Here is an 18,535-nt window from a genome sequence, read left to right on the forward strand (position 1 = left end):
CCCCCGGCGCGCAGGCGGACGGCTATCCCGACAAGCCGATCCGGCTTGTCGTGCCCTATGCCGTGGGCGGCACCACCGACATCATCGCGCGGGTGGTGGGCAACGCCATGGGGCAGGCGCTGGGCCAGTCCGTCGTGGTGGAGAACCGGCCCGGCGCGGGCGGCGGCATAGGCTCCGCCTACGCCGCCAGGCAGCCCGCCGACGGCTATACGCTGGTCATGGCCGTGGAGAGTTCGCACGCGGTCAATCCCAACGTGTACACCAGGACCCAGTACGACCCCCTCAAGGATTTCGCGCCCATCAGCAACCTGGCCGACGTGCCCAACGTACTGGTGGTGAACCCCGCGCTGCCCGCGGCCGATTTTCCGGCCTTCCTGGCCCTGCTGAAATCCGCGCCCGGCAAATACGCCTACGGCTCGTCGGGCAACGGCGGCCTGAGCAACATGAACGGCGAACTGTTCATGAACGCCACCGGCACGCGTATGCTGCACGTGCCGTACAAGGGCCTGGGGCCGGCGCTCAACGACCTGGTGGCCGGGCAGGTGCAGGCCGTGTTCGACAACATTCCTTCCTCGTATCCGCTGATCCAGGCGGGCCGCATCCGCCCGCTGGCGGTGGCGGCCCGCCAGCGGCTCGCCGTGCTGCCCGACGTACCCACCTATGACGAGCTGGGCCTGCCCGTGATGAACCAGCCGTCGTGGTTCGGGCTGGCCGCGCCCGCGGGCACGCCCGCGCCGGTGCTGGACAGGCTGAACGCGGCGGTGCGCAAGGCGCTGGCCGATCCGCAGACCGCCGCCGCCATCGAGAAGCAGGGCGCGATTCCCAGTCCGATGAGCCGCGAGGAATTCGCCGGCCTGATGTCGCGTTCGTACGCGCATTGGGGCAAAGTGGTGAGCGACATCGGTTTTCAGAAACTGCAATAACCATCCGGGAGAGACCCCATGCAGAACTTCGATTCCCTGCCTCATGCCCGCGCCGCGCTGGACGGCGACGGCATCGCCACGCTGACCATCGCCCAGGCGGGGGCGCTGAACATCCTGGGCACGCCGGTCATACAGGATCTGCGCCGCGCCCTGGCCGCCCTGCGCGAAGCGCCGGCGGTGCGCGCGCTGGTGGTGCGCGGCGAGAGCGACCGCGCGTTCGTGGCCGGCGCCGACATCGCCGAAATGGCGGCGCTGGACGAGGAAAGCGCGCGCGCTTTCATTTCCGGCCTGCGCGGCCTGTGCGACGACGTGCGCCTGTTTCCGGCGCCGGTTATCGCCCGCATTCCGGGGTGGTGCCTGGGCGGGGGGCTGGAATTCGCGCTGGCCTGCGACCTGCGCGTCTGCTCGGAGAACGCGCAGTTCGGCATGCCCGAAGTGAAGGTGGGCATTCCGTCGGTCATCCATGCGGCGCTCATGCCCCGGCTGATCGGCGCGGCCAACAGCGCCTGGATGCTGCTGACGGGCGAGCTCATCGACGCGCGGCGCGCGCGCGAGTGGGGGCTGGTGCATGAGGTGGCGCGCCCCGAGGCGCTGGACGGGGCGGTGCAGGGCCTGGCGTCGCGCCTGGCCGCCTGCGGCCCGGCCGCGATGCGCCAGCAGAAAACCCTGCTGCGGCGCTGGGAGAGCCTGCCCGTGGACGAGGCCATCGACGACAGCGTGGCCGAGTTCGGCAAGGCATTCAATACCGGCGAGCCGCAGAAGTTCATGCAGGAGTTCCTGGCGCGCAAGCGCGCCGCCCGGTCTTGACGCTCAGCCCCCGCGGGTGGCCGCCACCAGCGGGTCGTCGAGCAGGTATTCGGCCACCTGGGTCACGAACGGCGACAGCGGCGAGGCGGCGCGCGTCACCAGGGTGAGCTCGCGGCGCGCCCAGGGCTCGCAGAGCGCGGCGGCGGCGATGCGCCCCTCGCGCAGCGCCGCCGCGGCCACGCTGCGCGGCACCAGCGCGATGCCCACGCCGGCTTCCACCAGCGACAGCACGGCCTCGAAGCTGTGGGCGTGGATGCGCACATTGAGCGTCCTGCCGCCGAGCTTGGCCATATCGCGCAGGAAGACGGTATTGCTGCTGCCCCGGTCCATGCACACGAAGTCCATGTCCAGCACGGCGGGAAAGCGCAGCGGCCCGTTGGCCGCCAGCGGATGGCCCGCCGGCGCGGCGATGACGAGCTCGTCGCAGGCATAGGGCGCGGCATGGACGCCGTCCGATTCCGCGCGTCCGGCGAAAATGCCGATATCGGCCTCCTGGTTGGCGATGGCGGCTTCGATGGCGTTGCTGGACCGCTCTTCCACCAGCAGGTTCACATTGGGATTGGCCGACAGAAAGCGCCCCAGGCTGGGCACGATGAATCCGTTGAGCGAGCTGCTGTTGGCCAGCAGCTTGACCGTGCCCTTCAGGCCGCTGGCGTAGCGGCTGACTTCGCCGTGCATGCGCTCCACGCCTTCGAGCAGGGCCCGCGCGTGCCTGAGCACGAATTCGCCCGCGGGCGTGAGCTGCATGCCGCGGGCCTCGCGCGTGAAGAGCGGCACGCCCATGGCGAATTCCAGGTTCTTCAGGCGGTAGCTGGCCGCCGACGAGGTGAGGTGAACGGCGTTGGCGCCCTGGGTCAGATTCCGCGCTTCCGCGATGGCAAGAAAGAGTCTGAGATCGGTAAGCTCGTAACGCATGTCGGGTCGGTGGCGGTGGACGGGCGGCGGAGGCGCCCGCCTGCCGATTAGACCTGCCCCGCCGCTCGCGCCGCAACCCGTCGCTCCCGGGACGGGGGCAGGGCGGAATCCGTTCCTGTTCCGTATTCGGGAGAAAAAATTATTAACTAAATATTTCTTCCAAAAATCGCAGTAATCCCTTGGGGGAAACCGATGATTCTCCGTGGGCGCTGCGGGTAATCCCGCAGGGATTCTGGCCGAAAATGTATCGGTTTTTGTCGGCGCAGGCTTGGGTTCGCGCCCAATTTCGTTTAAGATGCTTGCTTCTTCGTTCAGTTTGTTCACTATCTGTGGGTTCTCGATTCATGCGCCAGCCGCATCCGAGCCCCCCTGTCTTGCAAGGCGCCGCAACCCGCGGGCCGTCTTGTTGCTAGTGTCGGTTTGTATTGGCGGTTCTGCCCGTCTTCCGCACAACCCCCTTAGCTCCACGGCACCACCTGCCACCTGGCCGGTGCGTGTCCCTGAACCTATGGAGGCAAAAGCCAATGCGTTTCACCCCTGTCAAGACCCTGGCCGCCGCGGCCGTCTTGTTCGCTTTCGCCGGCGCCGCCCAGGCCGCCGATGCGCCGCAGTGCGAACTCAAGCGTCCCGTCCATTTCGGCGGCATGAACTGGGAATCGAATCTGGTTCTCGTTGAAATCGAACGATTCATCATGGAAAAGGGCTACGGCTGCAAGACCGAAACCCTGCCCACCGAAACCCTGCCCGCGCTGGCCGCCCTCGAGCGCGGCGACCTGGACATCAACACCGAGGTCTGGCTGAACAGCGTGGCCGATCCCTGGGCCCGCGCCGAGCAGACGGGCAAGGTCAAGCGCATCGGCGACCTGTACATGGGCGGCGAAGCCTGGTTCATTCCCCGCTACACCGCCGAGCGTCTGCCGGAGCTGAAATCGGCCGCCGACCTGCCCAAGTTCAAAGACAAGTTCAAGGATCCGGAAGAGCCCGGCAAGGGCCGGTTCTACGGCTGCCCCGCGGGCTGGGGCTGCGAGGTCACCAGCACCAACCTGTTCCATGCGCTCAAGCTGGACGACAGCTACACCCTGTATTCGCCGGGCACGGGCGCGGCGCAGAAGGCGGCCCTGATGTCGGCCTACAAGCGCAAGCAGAACGTGGTGTTCTACTATTGGTATCCCACGCCGCTGGTCGGCTCGCTGGACCTGGTCAAGCTGGAACTGCCGCCCTATGACGCGGAAAAGCACAAGTGCCTGACTTCGCCCAAGTGCGCCAAGCCCGAGCCCAGCGCCTATCCCGACAACCCCGTGTTCACGGCCGTGAGCACCAAGTTCACCCAGGAAGCCCCCAAGCTGACCGAGTTCCTGTCCAAGGTCTCGGTGCCGCTGCCCGTCATCAACGAAACCCTGGCCCACATGGAAGAGTCCGGCGACGAATCGCCCGCCGTGGCCAAGTGGTTCCTCAAGAACAAGGCCGACGTCTGGACCAAGTGGGTCCCCGCCGACGTCGCCGGCCGCGTGCAAAGCGCACTGTAATGCGGTGATGCCGCCGCGCCCTGGAAGCCGGGGCGCGCACCGGCCCGCCGCGGGCCGGGCCTTTCCACCGCCAAGGCGCCCGGGATGGGGCCGGCCGCGAGGCGCCGCCTGCGCTGCCCCGCCCCTGCGCGGCAAGACCGTTCACCGCCGCGCCGGACCGTCCGGCGCCGCGCAACGGCGACGCGCCACAATGGAGTCGTTTCTATGTTCCCTGAAATCATTCCCGCCCGCCAGGTGCGGGGGGCCATCGACGGTTTCGTCGATCACCTGGTCACCAACTACGCCGATACGCTCGAACGGATGTCGCAGCCGGTGCTGCACGCGCTGGTCTGGCTGGAGCAACTGCTGCGCGAATCGCCCTGGTGGGCGGTCGTCGCGGCCACCGTGGCGCTGGCCTGGTTCATGAGCCGCCGCATCGGCCTGAGCCTGGCCATGGGGCTGCTGCTCTGCGTCATCGGCGTGCTGGGCCTGTGGGACGCCGGCATGCAGACGCTGGCGCTCATGATCATGGCCGCCGGGCTTTCGGTGGTGATCGGCATTCCGCTGGGCGTGCTGATGGCGCGCGTGAACTGGCTGCGCTCGGCCATGCTGCCCGTGCTGGACGTCATGCAGACCATGCCCAGCTTCGTGTACCTGATTCCCGTGGTGATGCTGTTCGGCCTGGGCAAGATTCCGGCCATCATCGCCACCGTCATCTATGCCGTGCCGCCGCTGATCCGCCTCACGGACCTGGGCATCCGCCTGGTCGACCGCGAAGTGCTGGAGGCCGCGCGCGCCTTCGGCGCCAATCCGCGCCAGCAGCTCTTCGGCGTGCAGCTGCCGCTGGCCCTGCCCAACATCATGGCCGGCATCAACCAGACCACGATGATGGCGCTGTCCATGGTGGTGATCGCCTCCATGATCGGCGCGCGCGGCCTGGGCTACGAGGTGCTGCTCGGCATCAACCGCCTGGAGGTGGGCCGCGGGCTGCTCGCGGGCCTGGGCATCGTGGTGCTGGCCGTGCTGTTCGACCGGATCACGCAATCGTATGGACAGCGCATGCGCAAGGGAGGCCAGCGATGAGCAAGATCGAAGTCAAGAACATCTACAAGATTTTCGGGCCGCATCCGGCCAAGTGGCTGCAGGCCGCGCAGAACGGCATGACCAAGGAAGCGCTGCTGGCCGAGAGCGGCCATACGCTGGGCCTGCGCGACATCAGCCTGTCGATCGAGGAAGGCAGCATCTACGTCATCATGGGCCTGTCGGGCTCGGGCAAGTCCACCCTGATCCGCCATTTCAACCGGCTGATCGAGCCCAGCGCGGGCCATATCCTGGTCGACGGCGTGGACGTGGTGAGCCTGAACAAGCGCGACCTGGAGACTTTCCGCCAGAAAAAGATGAGCATGGTGTTCCAGCGCTTCGGGCTGTTCCCGCATCGCACGGTGCTGGAGAACGCCGCCTACGGCCTGGCCGTGCAGGGCGTGCCCCGTGCCGAGCGCGAAAAGCGCGCGCGCGACTGGCTGGAGCAGGTGGGCCTGTCCGGCTTCGAGAACCAGTACCCGCATCAGCTGTCGGGCGGCATGCAGCAGCGCGTCGGCCTGGCCCGGGCGCTGGCCACCGACGCCGAAATCCTGCTCATGGACGAGGCATTCTCGGCGCTGGACCCGTTGATCCGCCGCGAGATGCAGGACCAGCTTCTGCAGCTGCAGTCCCGCCTCAACAAGACCATCGTCTTCATCACGCACGACCTGGACGAGGCGCTGCGCCTGGGCAACCGCATCGCGATCCTGAAGGACGGCGAGCTGGTGCAGGAGGGCACGCCGGAAGATATTCTGCTGAATCCGGCCAACGAGTACGTGCAGTCGTTCCTGCAGGACGTGAACCGAACCAAGGTGCTCAACGCCACGCACGCGGTAAACCCGCCGCGGCTCACGCTGACCATGCGTTCGCGTCCGTCGCATGCGGTGGAGCGCATGCGCGCGCTCAATTATGAGTACGCGCCGGTGCTGGACGGCAAGCGGCTGGCGGGCATTCTCATGGCCGAGGCGGCCGGGCGCGCCAGTGCCGAGGGCGCGCGCGACATTTCGCGCTATGTGGAAGACCTGGCTTCGGTGCCGGCCACCGCTGGCCTGGGCGAAGTGCTGGCCCAGCTGGTGCACAGCGACCAGCCGGTCGCCGTGACGGGCGAAAACGACGAGTTCATCGGCATGCTCTCGCGCAAGAAGGTGGTGGAGCTGGTGACGCCGGCGCTTGCCGACGCGCCCGCCGACGGCGCGGCGCGCCCGAGTCCGAGGACAAAGCCGAGGACGGCTCCGAGGCCCGGCCTCAAGCCGAGGCCGCCGAGGCCCGGGACGAGGAGGGCAAGGCGGCCTGACCGCCCTGCGCCCCGATCGCGCTGCCGCTATGATGGCAGGCCGGCCGTGTCGCCGGCCTGCCATTTTTCATTGCCTACCGGAACCCGCCATGCCCATCCTGAACGTCCAGATCATGCAAGGCCATACGGCCGAACAGAAGACCCGCCTGCTGCAATCCGTGTCCGACGCCGTGGTCCAGAGCATCGCTGCGCCGCTGGCCAGCGTGCGCGCCGTGCTGCACGAAGTGCCGCCGGCGCACGTCATCGTGGCCGGCGAAATCGGCAAATCCATGGCGCAGGTGGACGTGGCGCTGATCGCCGGGCGCGACGACGACAAGAAAGAAGCCCTGATCGGCGCGCTCAACCGCGCCGTGTGCGACAGCATCGGCATTTCGGGCGCGGACGTACGGGTGATCGTCCGCGACGTGCCGAAGATCGACATGGGCGTGGCCAACGGCGTGAGCGCCAAGGCGGCGGGGCGCTGAGCCGCCCCGCGCCGGCTCAGTTGAGCTGGACGTTGGCCGCTTTCACCACTTCGCCCCAGCGCTTGATTTCGCTCTTGATGTAATCGCCGTACTCCTGCGGGGTCGAGCCCAGCGGCTGGGCGCCCTGGGCCTTGAGCTGCTTGAGCATTTCGGGCGAGGCCAGGGCCCGGCGGATTTCGGCGTTGAGCTTGGAGATCACCGGCGCCGGCGTGCCCGCCGGCACCACCACGCCCTGCCAGGCGCCCATCTCGAAGCCGGGCGCCACGGTTTCGGCCACGGTGGGCACGTCCGGCAGCTGCGGGCTGCGCTGGCTGCTGGTGATGGCCAGCGCGCGCAGCTTGCCTTCGCGCACGAAGCCGAGCGAATCGTTGAGCGTGTTGGTCATGAACTGGACCTGCCCGCCGACCAGGTCCGTCATGGCGGGCGCGCTGCCGCGATAGGGCACGTGGGTGGCTTCGATGCCCAGCGAATGCAGCAGCAGGAAGGCGCCCAGGTGCGTGACGTTGCCCGCGCCGGCCGATCCGTACGACAGTTTGCCCGGCTTGCCGCGGGCATAGTCCACGAAGCCGCGGACGTCCTGGGCGGGCATCGAGGGATGCGCCAGCAGCACCAGCGGGATCACCGCGGTGGACGAGACAGGCGCGAAATCCTTGACCGGGTCGAAGGCGAGCTGGCGGTAGAGATTGGGGCTGAGCGCGATGGACGAGGTGTTGTAGAGCACCGTGTAGCCGTCCGGTTTGGCCGAGGCCGCGAACTGCATGCCGATGTTGCCGTTGGCCCCGCCCTTGTTTTCCACCACGACCGTCTGGCCGAGCTGCCCGGTGAGTTGTTTGGCCAGCACGCGCGCCACCAGGTCGGTGGGGCCGCCGGGCGGAAAGGGCACCACCATGGTCACCGGCCGTTCTGGCCACGCGGCCTGCGCGCCGGGCGCCGTGGCCAGCGCCGCGACGGCCAGCAGGGCCGCCCAAGTCTTCTTGCTCATGTCGTCTCCTGTTTTGTTATGGTCCGCGGCGGCACGGGCGGCGCGCCCGGCCGCGCGCGGCTAGGGCCGGCCGGCCAGCATCCGCGTGGCTGTGTAGGCCATGACGGGCTTGCCGTGCTGGTTTCGCACCTCGATCGCCGACGTGACGACCGCGCGGTTGTGCCTGGATGTGGGGCGGATGTCCGTGACCTCGATTTCCGCCCAGATGGTGTCGCCGGCCACCACGGGCGCCAGCATTTTCTTGTGCACTTCCAGCAGCGCCAGGCCCGTGCCCTGCACCATGCCCTGCATGATGAGCCCTTCGATCAGGCCATAGGTGAGCGCGCCCGGCGCGGGGCGGCCCTGGATGGCGCCATGCTCGTAGGTAGCGTCGATGAAGATGGTTTCCAGCATGCCGGTGACGCTGATGAAGTTGACGATATCGGTTTCCGTGACGGTGCGGCGGAAGGTGTGGAAGCGCTGGCCGACGGCCAGGTCTTGCCAGTAGTAGCCCTGGCCGAGCAGGGCGGGCTGTTGCGTCGGAGTCATGCGGAGGTTTCGGTTCTGGTTGGGGAAGAAGGCGCGGCGGCGGGGGCGCTTTCCATGGCCGAGCCGTCGGACAGCAGCGCGTCGATGCGCGCGGCGTCCAGGCCGGCTTCGGACAGGATGTCGCGGGTGTGCTCGCCCAGGCGCGGCGGCATGGCAGGGGCGACCCGCGTGCGCTCCAGGCGGACCGGGTTGCGGGTGAAGCGGTAGCGCGCGCCGGCGGCGCTGGAGAGCGGCTGGAAGAAATCCACGCTCTGCAGGTGCGGATCGCGCTCCAGGTCTTCGAGGCGGTTGATCTTCGCGGCGGGGATCTCCAGCCTCTCGCACAGCGCCAGCCAGTGCGCCGTGTCGCGGCGTTCGACGATGGCGCCCATGTGTTCGTACAGCGCCTCGATGTGGCGGGTGCGCGCGTCGATGTCGGCGAAGCGCGGATCGGCCGCCAGGTCGGGCCGCCCGGATTCCGTGAAGAAGGCGCGCCAGTGCGCGTCGGTGTAGGGCATGAGGCAGACGTGGCCGTCGGCGGTGCGGCAGGGCCGGCGCCACGGCGTGAGCACGCGCGGATAGCCGGGCGCGCCGTCCCCGCGGTCGGCCAGGTGGCGGCCGTAGTAGTGCTCCACCAGGGCGAACGAGGCCATGGTTTCGAACATGGGCACTTCCAGCCGCTGCCCCCGCCCGGTGCGTTCGCGCTGCAGCAGCGCGGCCAGGATGGCGTGCGCGGCCACCAGGCCGCAGGTCTTGTCGGCGGCCACCGTGGGCAGGTAGCGCGGCGCGCCTGCCTGGCGGTCGACCAGGTCGGCCAGGCCCGACAGGCCCTGGATGATGTCGTCGTAGGCCGGGCGGCCGTCGTAAGCGCCGCCTTCGCCGAAACCGTAGAGCCCCGCATACACCAGCCTGGGGTTGCGCGCGCACAGTGTGTCCGGGTCCAGGCCCAGCGCCGCCATCTTGGCGGGCCGCATGCTGTGCATGACGACGTCGGCGCCGTCCGCCAGCGCCAGCAGCGCCTCGCGGGCCGCTGCGCGCTTGAGGTCCAGCACCACGCTGCGCTTGTTGCGGTTCAGGCCGAGGAAGATCGCGGCCAGCCCCGGCTCCTGCGCGGGGCCGGTGCGGCGAGTGGAGTCGCCGGCCGGCGATTCCACCTTGATCACGTCGGCGCCGTAGTCCGCCAGGATCTGCGAGGCATAGGGGCCGAACACCACGGAAGTGAGGTCGAGAACGCGAAAGCCGCCCAGGGCGGCGGCGGAAGGGGAGGCGGGGGCTGTCATGGCGGAAATCCTATCGGCGTCGCGCATAGCCGTCTAATATGGCTTTGGTATTGCGTGATATGGAAATCGTTATGGCTATCGACCTCCGGCAGTTGCGGCAATTCGTCACCATCGCGGAACTGGGCAGCTTCCGGCGCGCCGCCGACGCCCTGCACATCGCCCAGCCGGCGCTGTCGGTTTCCATCCAGAAACTGGAGCACGCCGTGGGCACGCCGCTGCTGGCGCGCGGCGCCAAGGGGGTGTCGCTCACGCCCGCCGGGCAGGCGCTCATGCACGACGCGCGCCGCGCGCTGTTCCATGCCGGCCAGGCGCGCCAGGCCGCGCGGCGGGTGGCGCTGGGAGAATGGGGCACGCTGCGGCTGGGGTTCGTGGGGTCGGCCACCTACATGCTGCTGCCGCGCTGCCTGCCGGCGTTCCGCGAGCGCTATCCCGACGTGGAGCTGGACCTGCGCGAGGACAGCACGGTGGGCCTGGTTTCCATGCTGCGCGCCAACGATATCGACGCGGGGCTGGTGCGCGGCCCGCTGGTCGAAGACCCGGCGCTGGAGTCATGGGTGGTCGAGCGCGACGACCTGATCCTGGCGGTGCCGGCGGGCCACGCCCTGGCCGGGCTGGCCTGCGCGCCGCTGGCGCAGGCGCGGCACGAAAGCTTCGTCATGTATTCGCCGTCCAAGGTGCCGGGGCTGCACGGCGTGGCGTTGTCGCTGTGCCGCAAGGCCGGCTTCACCCCGCGCATCAGCCAGCAGGGCATACAGGTGCAGACGCTGGTCAGTCTGGTGGCCAGCGGGCTGGGCCTCGCGCTGGTGCCCGGCGTGACGCGCGCCTATTCCACGCCGCACGTGTCTTTCGTGCCCCTGTGCGACCCCGATGCCCACCAGGCGCTGTCGCTCTCGCTGGTGACGCACCGCGACACCTCGTGCGCCCCGGTGCTGCGGCTGCGCGACAGCATGCTGGACGCGCCGGCCCGATAGTCGGAGGCGCGGATGCGATAGCGTCCGTGTATAGGCCGCCGGGCGGACACCCCGGCGAAACGCTATCGGGGCGGCGCAGGTATGATGGGTTCATTCGACAACAAGGAGGCAACACCATGAACGAAGTCATCATCGCGTCCGCCGTGCGCACCGCCATCGGCGATTTCGGCGGCGCCCTCAAAGATGTGCCGCCGTGCGACCTGGGCGCCACCGTCATCAAGGCCGCGCTGGAGCGGGCCGGGGTCAAGGGAGGGGAGGTCGGCCACGTCGCGGTGGGGCACGTGATCAATACCGAGCCGCGCGACATGTATCTTTCCCGCGTGGCCGCCATGAACGCCGGCATTGCCAAGGAAACGCCGGCTTTCAACGTGAACCGCCTGTGCGGCTCGGGCCTGCAGGCCATCGTATCGGCGGCCCAGACCATCATGCTGGGCGACGCCGAGATCGCCGTGGGCGCGGGCGCCGAAAGCATGAGCCGCGCGCCCTACATCGCGCCGGCGCAGCGCTGGGGCGCGCGCATGGGCGACAGCGTCATGCTGGACATGATGACGGGCGCGCTGTCCGACCCCTTCGGCCGCATGCACATGGGCGTGACGGCCGAGAACGTGGCCGACCGCTTCGGCATCAGCCGCGCCGACCAGGACGCGCTGGCCGCCGAATCGCACCGCCGCGCCGCGGCCGCCATCGACGAGGGCCGCTTCCGCGACCAGATCGTTCCGGTCACGCTCAAGACCCGCAAGGGCGAGACGGTGTTCGACACGGACGAGCACGTGCGCCGCGACGTCACCGCCGAAGGCCTGGCGGCGCTGAAGCCGGTGTTCAAGAAGGAAAACGGCACCGTCACGGCGGGCAACGCGTCGGGCCTGAACGACGGCGCGGCCGCGCTGGTGCTGATATGAACGCTTCCGTGGCCGCCAGGNCCTGCTGCCGGGCGCCTGGCAGACGGCGCGGGCCTTCGCGCAGGCTGGCCAGCGGCGAGCTCAGCGGCGCGGGCCGGCCAGTCGCTGCGCGTGCTGGCGCAAGGCTATCTGGCAGGCGTGGCGCTGGCCTTCGCGCTCACGACGCTGGCCGTGTCCACGCGCCTGGGGCGCGACCTGCTGGCCACGCTGACCGCCATGTTCAATCCGCTGCCCGCGATTGCCCTGCTGCCCCTGGCCCTGCTGTGGTTCGGCCTGGGCCAGGGCAGCCTGGTCTTCGTGCTGGTGCATTCGGTGCTGTGGCCCCTGGCGCTCAATACCTATGCGGGCTTTCTGGGCGTGTCGGACACCCTGCGCATGGCGGGGCGCAATTACGGGCTGACGGGCCTGCGCTACGTTATCCACATCCTGGTGCCCGCCGCCCTGCCCGCCATCCTGGCCGGACTGAAGATCGGCTGGGCATTCGCCTGGCGCACGCTGATCGCCGCCGAGCTGGTGTTCGGCGCGTCCAGCGGCCAGGGCGGGCTGGGCTGGTACATCTTCCAGAACCGCAACGAGCTGTACACAGACCGGGTTTTCGCCGGCCTGGCCGCGGTGGTTATCATCGGCCTGCTGGTGGAGGGGCTGGGCTTCAATACGCTGGAACGCCTGACCGTCCGGCGCTGGGGGATGCAGCGCTAGGGCGCGCCAACCCTGAAAGAAGCTTCGCACAGGCGGATAACCGGGCGCCGGGCTGGGCGCGGCCTTATGACGTGAAGCTCTGATCTAACTTCCACAACTTCGTTGGCGCGGGCGGCTGCCGTTCCCATAATGAAGCCTCGCCGCCAACTCCGGGACATACCATGCGCTTGCCTCCAGCCCTGCATGACCGCCTGCTCAAGGCCGCTGCCGCCGTCGGCGTGGCCCTGCTGCTGGCGATGCTGGCGCTGGCTTCGCCCACGCCCGCCATCGCCTCGCCCCCCGCGGGAGCCGCCGCGGCGCACCGTTAGGCATCCGGCGCGGTTCCGCGCCTGCCCTTTTCCCCTTTACGGGACGCGCAGGCTTGCGCGATGTGATCGCGCAGCCACTGGTGCGCCGGATCCCGGTGCACGCGCTCGGGCCAGAGCATGAGCATTTGAAAGCCGGGCACCTCCACCGGCGCTTCCACCACGCATAGCGCGGGATTGCCGCGCACCAGCCGCGCCTCGCACCACAGCAGATAGGGCGCCAGCGCCGACACAGCCTGCCCCAGGTCGTCGAAGACCGCCACGCCGGCCTCGCGCAGCGCGCGCACGGCATTGCGCCTGTCCGGTGTCGATGGCCACGAACAGGCGCGGATGCGCGCGCGACGCGCCGGCCAGCGCGTCCGCCATGCGGTCCAGCATGTAGCCGGGCGCATAGACCACCACCGTGTCGATGGCGTCCGAGGTGGCCAGGGCCTGGAGCACCGTGCGCACGAACTCCGGGTCGTTGACCACGTTGCCGGTCACGTCCACCGGATTGCCCACCATCCCGTAGTCGGGAATGCCGGCGCGCAGCACCTCCTGCAATCCGGCCGGCAGGTCGGGCAGCTCCAGCCCGCCGCCGATGAATTTATCGGCCAGGATGGCGCCCAGCGCGCCCGACATGGTCAGCACCACCACGCGCTTGCCGGCCTGGCGGTGCCGCAGCGCGGCCAGCCCGGCCAGGTGCGCCATCTGGGCAAAGTCGTGCGCCTCGATCACGTTGAGCTGGCGGAAGGCCGCGCCATACACGCGCCGGTCGCCGGCCAGCGCCGAGGTGTGAGAACGCACGGCCTGCGCGCCCTTGTCGGTGCTGCCGGCCTTGAGCGCGATCAGCAGCTTGCCGCGCCGGTCCAGTTCGCGGCAGGCGCGCGCGAAACGTTCGCCGTCGCGCAGCTGCTCGATATAGCCCAGCACGATCTGCGTGTCGTCGTCGTGCGCCAGGTATTCCAGATACTCGGAGAACTCCAGGCAGGCTTCGTTGCCGGTGTTGATGAAATGCGAGAACGGCAGGCCCAGGCGCCGCGCGATGGCATAGACGGCGGCGCACACGTTGCCGCTCTGGGTGAGCAGGCTGACGCTGCCGCGCTCGGCCTGGGCCGGCGCGGTCTTGAAGACCGACGCGAAGGCCGTGTGCGCGCGGGAATTCAGATTGGCGAAGCCCATGCAGTTGGGGCCCGCCACCAGCATGCCGCTCTGCCGCGCGTAGGCTTCCAGCTCGGCCTGCAGGCGCGCGCCCTCGCCGCCCGCCTCGGCGAATCCGGCGGCGTAGACGATGGCGGCCCGCACGCCGCGCGCATGCAGCGGCGCAGCATGGCGGTCACGTCCTGCGCCCCGATGGCCAGCACCGCCAGGTCCACGGGTCCGGGCACGGACTCGATGTCGGGCCAGCACCGCCAGCCGAACACGTCGTCGTACTTGGGGTTGACCGGGTAGACCCTGCCTTCGTAACCGAAGCGCGAAAGCAGGTCCAGCGGCATGCCGCCGATGCGGCCGGGGTCGGCGCTCGCGCCTATCATGGCGATGGAGCGCGGATCGAGCAGAGGCCGGAGATCGCGCATCACGCCGTCTCTCCTTTCTTGTTGCGCTGAATCGCCTGCGCCAGCCCGCGCTCGCGCACCGCCTGGAACTCCTCGCTCAGGTGCGAAAGCTGGTGCGTATCGAAATGCGCGGCCAGCGCGGTGCGGAACCCCTGCGCGTCGGCCGTGCGGTTCAGCGAGCGCTTGATCAGGCGCAGGCCGAAAGGCGGCCGAGGGCCCAGCGCGATGCGCTGCGCCAGGGCCAGCGTGGCCGGCTCCAGCCCGGCCACGGGCACCACGCGGTTCACCATGCCGATGCGCAACGCTTCCTGCGCGTCCACCTTCTCGCCCGTGTAGAGCATTTCCTTGGCCTTGCGCAGGCCCATCACCCAGGGATGGATCAGCACTTCGGTGGCGGCGGCAGCCAGCGTGTGCCCCACGGGATCGGAAAAATACGCATCGTCTGCGCACACGATCAGGTCGCACATGTTCGCGATCATGAAGCCGCCGGCCACGCAGGCGCCCTGCACCTGGGCAATGGTCGGCTTGGGGAAATCCCAGATGCGCAGACAGTACCCGTAGTACCGCCGCGACTCGTATTCCCAGCGCTGTTCCACCGTGAAATCGGCGCGCCTGGCCTGGGCTTCCTTCAGATCGTGCCGGCCGAGAAATGCGCGCCGCGCCCGGCGATCACCACCACGCGCACCGAGGCGTCGCCGGCGGCGGCGTCCAGGGCATGGTCCAGTTCGTCCAGCATCTGCTGGCTCTGGGCGTTGCGCGCGCTTTCGCGCGCCAGGCTGATGCGGCAAACGGCGTCGAACCGCTCCACGGCAAGAGTGGCGTAGTCCATGGTCTCCTCGTTCTCCAATGGCCCTCAAGGGGCGTTTCATTGAATTAACCCCCTTTTCCTTCAGGATGGCTTCCAGCACCGGCTGCAGGCGCCCCAGGCTTTCCTGCACGGCCTCGCGCACGGTGTCCACCATGACCTGCGTGCCGCGCTCGATTTCGATGTTCACCAGATCGCCCGGCCGCTTGTCCTCGAAGACGGTCATGCGCCGGGTTTCCGGAATGAGCCACACCTCGAACCAGCCCTCGGCGCGGTTCACCTCGGACACGGTCAGGCTGGCCCCGTTGATGGCGATGTAGCCCTTGGCGAAAACGTATTTGCGAAACGCCTCGGGAATGTCGAAGCGCATGCGGCAGTTGGTGTCGGACGCGTCCACCTCCAGGACGCGCGAGGTGAAATCCACGTGGCCCGACAAAGGGTGGCCGCCGATTTCGGCGCCGTCCTTGGCCGCCCGCTCCACGTTGACGCGGCCGCCTTTCCGGTAGGCGCCCAGCGTGGTGATGGCCAGGCTTTGCAGCATGACATCGAAAGTGGCGCGGTCCGGCCCCAGGATTTCAGTTACCGTGAGGCAGACGCCGTCGGTGGACACGCTGGCGCCCACGGCCAGGTCGGCGCAGAAGCCCGGCGGAAAATCCAGCGTGAAGGTGCGCAGGCCCTCGCGGTCGGCGATGCCCGCAATGGCGGCGGTGCCTTGAACAATACCTGTGAACATACGGATCCTGAATGCGGGGCGGCGCGCCCCGCAGGCAAAACATCAACGGTAACCGATATTTTGCCAGCCGGCCGCGCCGTCCGGGGATCCGCCGCCGCGTTCAGTGGCGCACCGCGATGGTCTTGAGCGTGGTGAAGCCGTACAGCGCCTCGAAGCCCTTCTCGCGGCCGTAGCCCGATTGCCGCGAGCCGCCGAAAGGCAGCTCCACGCCGCCGCCCGCGCCGTAGTTGTTGACGAACACCTGCCCGGCGCGCAGCTTGCGTGCCAGGCGCAACTGGCGCGCGCCGTCGCGCGTCCAGACTCCCGCCACCAGACCGTACAGCGTGCCGTTGGCGATCTCCAGCGCCTGCTCCTCGGTGTCGAACGGAATGGCCGCCAGCACCGGGCCAAAGACCTCTTCCTGGGCCAGGCGGCTCTGCCAGGGCACGTCGCGGAACAGCACCGGCGGCTGGTAGAACCCGCCGGCGGGCGCGCCGTCCTTCAATTGGCCGCGCGCGGCCACCTTCATGCCCTGCGATTCGGCCTCGGACAGGAAACCGCGCACGCGATCCTGCTGGCGCGCGTTGATGAGCGGGCCCACGTCCAGGTCCTGGGCGGCCGGGCCGGTCACCGTGGCGGCGAATGCGTCCGACAGGCGCTTGATGACGGTTTCGTACACGCCGCGCTGCACCAGCACCCGGCTGCCCGCCGAGCAGGTCTGGCCCGCGTTCTGGATGATGGCGGCCACCAGCACCGGCATGGCCGCATCCAGGTCCGCGTCGTCGAACACGATCTGGGGCGACTTCCCGCCCAGTTCGAGCGTGACCGGCACGTGGTTCTCGGCGGCGGCATGGGCCACCAGCTTGCCCGTCTGGGGCGAGCCGGTGAAGGAAATGTGGTCGATGCCGGGATGGGCGGACAGGGCCGCGCCGGCTTCGTGGCCGTAGCCCGTGCAGATATTCAGCGCGCCGGGAGGCAGCCCCGTCTCGGCGGCGATCTCCGCCACCTTGAGCAGCGACAGGCAGGCGTCTTCGGCCGGCTTCACCACGCAGGCGTTGCCCGCCGCCAGGGCCGCGCCCACGCTGCGGCCGAAGATCTGCAGCGGATAATTCCAGGGCACGATATGCCCGGTGACGCCATGCGGCTCGCGCACGGTCAGCACGGTAAAGCCCGGCGTATAGGGAATGGTTTCGCCGTGCAGCTTGTCTACCGCGCCGGCGTAGAACTCGAAGTAGCGGGCGACGGCGGCGGCGTCGGCGCGGGCCTGCTTGATGGGCTTGCCGGTGTCGGCGGACTCGATCTGCGCCAGCTCCTCCTGCCGGTCGATCAGCGCGAAAGCCAGGCGCATCAGCAGCCGGCTGCGCGCGGCCGGGGCCATCTGGCCCCACTCGCCCTCGAAAGCGGCGCGCGCGGCCCGCACGGCGCGGTTCACGTCTTCCTCGCCCGAGCGGGCGATAGCGTCAAAGGGCTGGCCGTCCGAGGGGTTCAGGACGTCGATGGTTTCTCCGGTGGCGGCAGCCACCCATTCATTGGCGATAAAGTTCTTATGGCTCACGGTATGCGCGGGGTAAAGTGGCGGCCATGCGGCCGGAAATGGAAAGTGTCTCCGCATGCCAGGGCCGGACGGCGCGGGCATGGCCGGCGGAACGCGCCGGTTCTTGTCTGTCTGGTTCTGGCAGACAAAGTACGGGAGCGCCCTCCGACTTGTCAATTGCACTAACAGCTTTACACCCGAACCCCGCCGTTATCTGCATAAAAATACGGGTTTACCCTGAAACCGGTACCGATTTCTTGCACCGATCGTTTGTCACCATGATTGACAGCCTGACCGATAGCCTCCCCGCAGGACGGCGCCCATGAATTCCCTGGCAACGCCTGCCGCCGCCGGTCCGGCCGACGACGCCGCGCGGCCCCGCCCCGACCTGGACGTGCTGGCCGAAGTGGCTTCCGGCCTGGGTTACGTGCGCGCCGAACGCTTCGCCGAACGCGTGTACGAAAGCCTGTTCTATGCCATTGCCACCGGCAAGATCGCCCCCGGCGGCCGGCTGCCCTCCGAAATGGAACTGGCCGCCCTTTTCGAGGTGTCGCGCCCGGTCGTGCGCCAGGCGCTGGACCGCCTGCGCGAAGACCAGCTCGTGGAATCGCGGCGCGGCTCCGGCAGCTACGTCCGCGCCAAGCCCGACCTCATGGGCGGCCTGCCCGCCATGGACCCCGCCAAGCGGGTCAGCCACATCCTGGAAGGGCTGGAACTGCGCCGCGTCATCGAGCCGGAATGCGCCTATCTCGCCGCCCTGCGCCGCACCGACGCCGACCTGCGCGACATGGACCGCATGCTGACCGGCTACGAAGAAGCCGACGCCAGCGGCGCCATCGCGCACCACCACGACTACGGCTTCCACCGCGCGATCGCGGCCGCCACCGGCAACCAGCGCTTCGTGCAGGTGCTCAAGTCGCTGGAATACGACGTAAGCCATGCCGTGAACCTCATGCGCCACCTGGTGCACATCCAGCCCTGGAAGCGCACCCGAGCCGCCATAGAGGAACACCGCCACATCTACCGGCTCATCCGCGACCAGGACGCGGAGGGCGCGCGCAACGTCATGCGCGCCCACATCGAAAAAGCCCGCAGCCGCATGCTCAACAGCGGCTCCGAAACCTGACGCCTGTTCCGCCGCGCGAAGCGCGCAACGGCGCCGAAGCTCCTGCTTCCCCTGCGCCCCGTCAGGGGGCGGAATCCGGCGGCGTATGGCGGGCCGGCGCCGCGCCGAGCTTCGCGTCCGTGTCGGACACCGACCACGCCACCACGCGGTTGCGGCCGCCCCTCTTGGCCCGGTAGAGCGCCTGGTCGCGCG

13 protein-coding genes and 7 pseudogenes are annotated in these 18,535 nt (G+C 69.0%); 11 read left to right on the plus strand and 9 right to left on the minus strand.

All coding sequences use genetic code 11. The features are described 5' to 3' along the window. Positions 1–923 (plus strand): Bug family tripartite tricarboxylate transporter substrate binding protein (locus tag AD428_RS15345; RefSeq protein ID WP_053245752.1); only part of this gene is annotated, 923 nt, incomplete at its 5' end. Between the two features lie 18 nt (positions 924–941). Then, a complete protein-coding gene (locus AD428_RS15350; protein ID WP_053245753.1) occupies positions 942–1,730 on the plus strand; it encodes an enoyl-CoA hydratase in 789 nt (262 codons plus the stop codon). Positions 1,731–1,733: 3 nt separating this feature from the next. Here the strand turns inward: AD428_RS15350 and AD428_RS15355 are convergent, their stop codons facing one another. Beyond that, positions 1,734–2,645 (minus strand): LysR family transcriptional regulator, encoded by a 912-nt coding sequence (locus AD428_RS15355; RefSeq protein WP_053245754.1) that lies wholly within the window; start codon positions 2,643–2,645, stop codon positions 1,734–1,736. Between the two features lie 524 nt (positions 2,646–3,169). Here AD428_RS15355 and AD428_RS15360 point away from each other — a divergent pair. The 4 genes and pseudogenes from AD428_RS15360 (at position 3,170) to AD428_RS25140 (ending at position 6,988) form a co-directional block, all read left to right on the plus strand. Then, on the plus strand, positions 3,170–4,171 hold the full coding sequence (locus AD428_RS15360; RefSeq protein ID WP_053245755.1) for an ABC transporter substrate-binding protein: 1,002 nt from the start codon (positions 3,170–3,172) through the stop codon (positions 4,169–4,171). Between the two features lie 204 nt (positions 4,172–4,375). Further along, positions 4,376–5,233 (plus strand): ABC transporter permease, encoded by an 858-nt coding sequence (locus tag AD428_RS15365; RefSeq protein WP_053245756.1) that lies wholly within the window; start codon positions 4,376–4,378, stop codon positions 5,231–5,233. Next, a pseudogene (locus AD428_RS15370) lies at positions 5,230–6,406 on the plus strand (quaternary amine ABC transporter ATP-binding protein); the annotation flags it as partial. The gene AD428_RS15365 and the pseudogene AD428_RS15370, both read left to right, overlap by 4 nt. A gap of 207 nt (positions 6,407–6,613) precedes the next feature. Continuing rightward, entirely contained in the window at positions 6,614–6,988 is a 375-nt protein-coding gene (locus AD428_RS25140) for a tautomerase family protein (RefSeq protein WP_082308436.1), read from the plus strand. Positions 6,989–7,004: 16 nt separating this feature from the next. On the opposite strand, the gene AD428_RS15375 is transcribed toward AD428_RS25140, so the two are convergent. From AD428_RS15375 to AD428_RS15385, 3 genes are read right to left on the minus strand one after another with little or no spacing between them, the layout of a single operon-like run. Continuing rightward, the gene (locus tag AD428_RS15375) at positions 7,005–7,970 is read right to left on the minus strand and encodes a Bug family tripartite tricarboxylate transporter substrate binding protein (RefSeq protein WP_053245757.1); all 966 of its coding nucleotides are present in this window, start codon (positions 7,968–7,970) and stop codon (positions 7,005–7,007) included. A 60-nt stretch (positions 7,971–8,030) separates the two neighbouring features. Continuing rightward, complete coding sequence (locus tag AD428_RS15380; RefSeq protein WP_053245758.1) at positions 8,031–8,498, minus strand: MaoC family dehydratase; 468 nt, start codon at positions 8,496–8,498, stop codon at positions 8,031–8,033. Then, on the minus strand, positions 8,495–9,757 hold the full coding sequence (locus tag AD428_RS15385; protein WP_053245759.1) for a CaiB/BaiF CoA transferase family protein: 1,263 nt from the start codon (positions 9,755–9,757) through the stop codon (positions 8,495–8,497). Before AD428_RS15385 ends, AD428_RS15380 begins: the two co-directional genes overlap by 4 nt. Before the next feature lie 71 nt (positions 9,758–9,828). Here AD428_RS15385 and AD428_RS15390 point away from each other — a divergent pair, with 71 nt between their 5' ends. The 4 genes and pseudogenes from AD428_RS15390 to AD428_RS27095 all read left to right on the plus strand — a co-directional run bounded on the left by AD428_RS15390 (position 9,829) and on the right by AD428_RS27095 (position 12,634). After that, positions 9,829–10,728, plus strand: a complete 900-nt coding sequence (locus AD428_RS15390) for a LysR family transcriptional regulator (protein ID WP_235490434.1) — start codon at positions 9,829–9,831, stop codon at positions 10,726–10,728. A gap of 116 nt (positions 10,729–10,844) precedes the next feature. Continuing rightward, a pseudogene (locus tag AD428_RS15395) lies at positions 10,845–11,647 on the plus strand (acetyl-CoA C-acyltransferase); the annotation flags it as partial. 1 nt (position 11,648) lies between these two features. After that, a pseudogene (locus AD428_RS15400) lies at positions 11,649–12,326 on the plus strand (ABC transporter permease); the annotation flags it as partial. Positions 12,327–12,487: 161 nt separating this feature from the next. Beyond that, entirely contained in the window at positions 12,488–12,634 is a 147-nt protein-coding gene (locus tag AD428_RS27095) for a hypothetical protein (protein ID WP_200907997.1), read from the plus strand. Here AD428_RS27095 and AD428_RS28040 read toward each other — a convergent pair. From AD428_RS28040 to AD428_RS15420, 5 genes and pseudogenes are all read right to left on the minus strand, one after another. Then, positions 12,631–12,831, minus strand: a pseudogene (locus tag AD428_RS28040) (hypothetical protein); the annotation flags it as partial. The gene AD428_RS27095 and the pseudogene AD428_RS28040 overlap by 4 nt on opposite strands. Further along, positions 12,823–14,187: pseudogene (locus tag AD428_RS15405) on the minus strand (acetate--CoA ligase family protein); the annotation flags it as partial. The pseudogenes AD428_RS28040 and AD428_RS15405, both read right to left, overlap by 9 nt. Then, a pseudogene (locus AD428_RS15410) lies at positions 14,187–14,995 on the minus strand (enoyl-CoA hydratase). The pseudogenes AD428_RS15405 and AD428_RS15410, both read right to left, overlap by 1 nt. A gap of 43 nt (positions 14,996–15,038) precedes the next feature. Beyond that, positions 15,039–15,704, minus strand: a pseudogene (locus AD428_RS15415) (riboflavin synthase subunit alpha); the annotation flags it as partial. Positions 15,705–15,804: 100 nt separating this feature from the next. After that, on the minus strand, positions 15,805–17,238 hold the full coding sequence (locus AD428_RS15420; protein ID WP_053245760.1) for an aldehyde dehydrogenase family protein: 1,434 nt from the start codon (positions 17,236–17,238) through the stop codon (positions 15,805–15,807). Between the two features lie 301 nt (positions 17,239–17,539). Here AD428_RS15420 and AD428_RS15425 point away from each other — a divergent pair, with 301 nt between their 5' ends. Further along, positions 17,540–18,343 (plus strand): FadR/GntR family transcriptional regulator, encoded by an 804-nt coding sequence (locus AD428_RS15425; protein ID WP_053245761.1) that lies wholly within the window; start codon positions 17,540–17,542, stop codon positions 18,341–18,343. Positions 18,344–18,535 lie beyond the last annotated feature (192 nt).

Source organism: Achromobacter sp. DMS1, assembly GCF_001270295.1.

What these genes read in the sequence shown, in the direction of transcription:
- AD428_RS15365 (WP_053245756.1), top strand. Translation starts at nt 4,376, where the DNA reads ATGTTCCCTGAAATCATTCCCGCCCGCCAGGTGCGGGGGGCCATCGAC.
- AD428_RS15355 (WP_053245754.1), bottom strand. Translation starts at nt 2,645, where the DNA reads ATGCGTTACGAGCTTACCGATCTCAGACTCTTTCTTGCCATCGCGGAA.
- AD428_RS25140 (WP_082308436.1), top strand. Translation starts at nt 6,614, where the DNA reads ATGCCCATCCTGAACGTCCAGATCATGCAAGGCCATACGGCCGAACAG.
- AD428_RS15385 (WP_053245759.1), bottom strand. Translation starts at nt 9,757, where the DNA reads ATGACAGCCCCCGCCTCCCCTTCCGCCGCCGCCCTGGGCGGCTTTCGC.
- AD428_RS15360 (WP_053245755.1), top strand. Translation starts at nt 3,170, where the DNA reads ATGCGTTTCACCCCTGTCAAGACCCTGGCCGCCGCGGCCGTCTTGTTC.
- AD428_RS15375 (WP_053245757.1), bottom strand. Translation starts at nt 7,970, where the DNA reads ATGAGCAAGAAGACTTGGGCGGCCCTGCTGGCCGTCGCGGCGCTGGCC.
- AD428_RS15390 (WP_235490434.1), top strand. Translation starts at nt 9,829, where the DNA reads ATGGCTATCGACCTCCGGCAGTTGCGGCAATTCGTCACCATCGCGGAA.
- AD428_RS15380 (WP_053245758.1), bottom strand. Translation starts at nt 8,498, where the DNA reads ATGACTCCGACGCAACAGCCCGCCCTGCTCGGCCAGGGCTACTACTGG.
- AD428_RS27095 (WP_200907997.1), top strand. Translation starts at nt 12,488, where the DNA reads ATGCGCTTGCCTCCAGCCCTGCATGACCGCCTGCTCAAGGCCGCTGCC.
- AD428_RS15425 (WP_053245761.1), top strand. Translation starts at nt 17,540, where the DNA reads ATGAATTCCCTGGCAACGCCTGCCGCCGCCGGTCCGGCCGACGACGCC.
- AD428_RS15350 (WP_053245753.1), top strand. Translation starts at nt 942, where the DNA reads ATGCAGAACTTCGATTCCCTGCCTCATGCCCGCGCCGCGCTGGACGGC.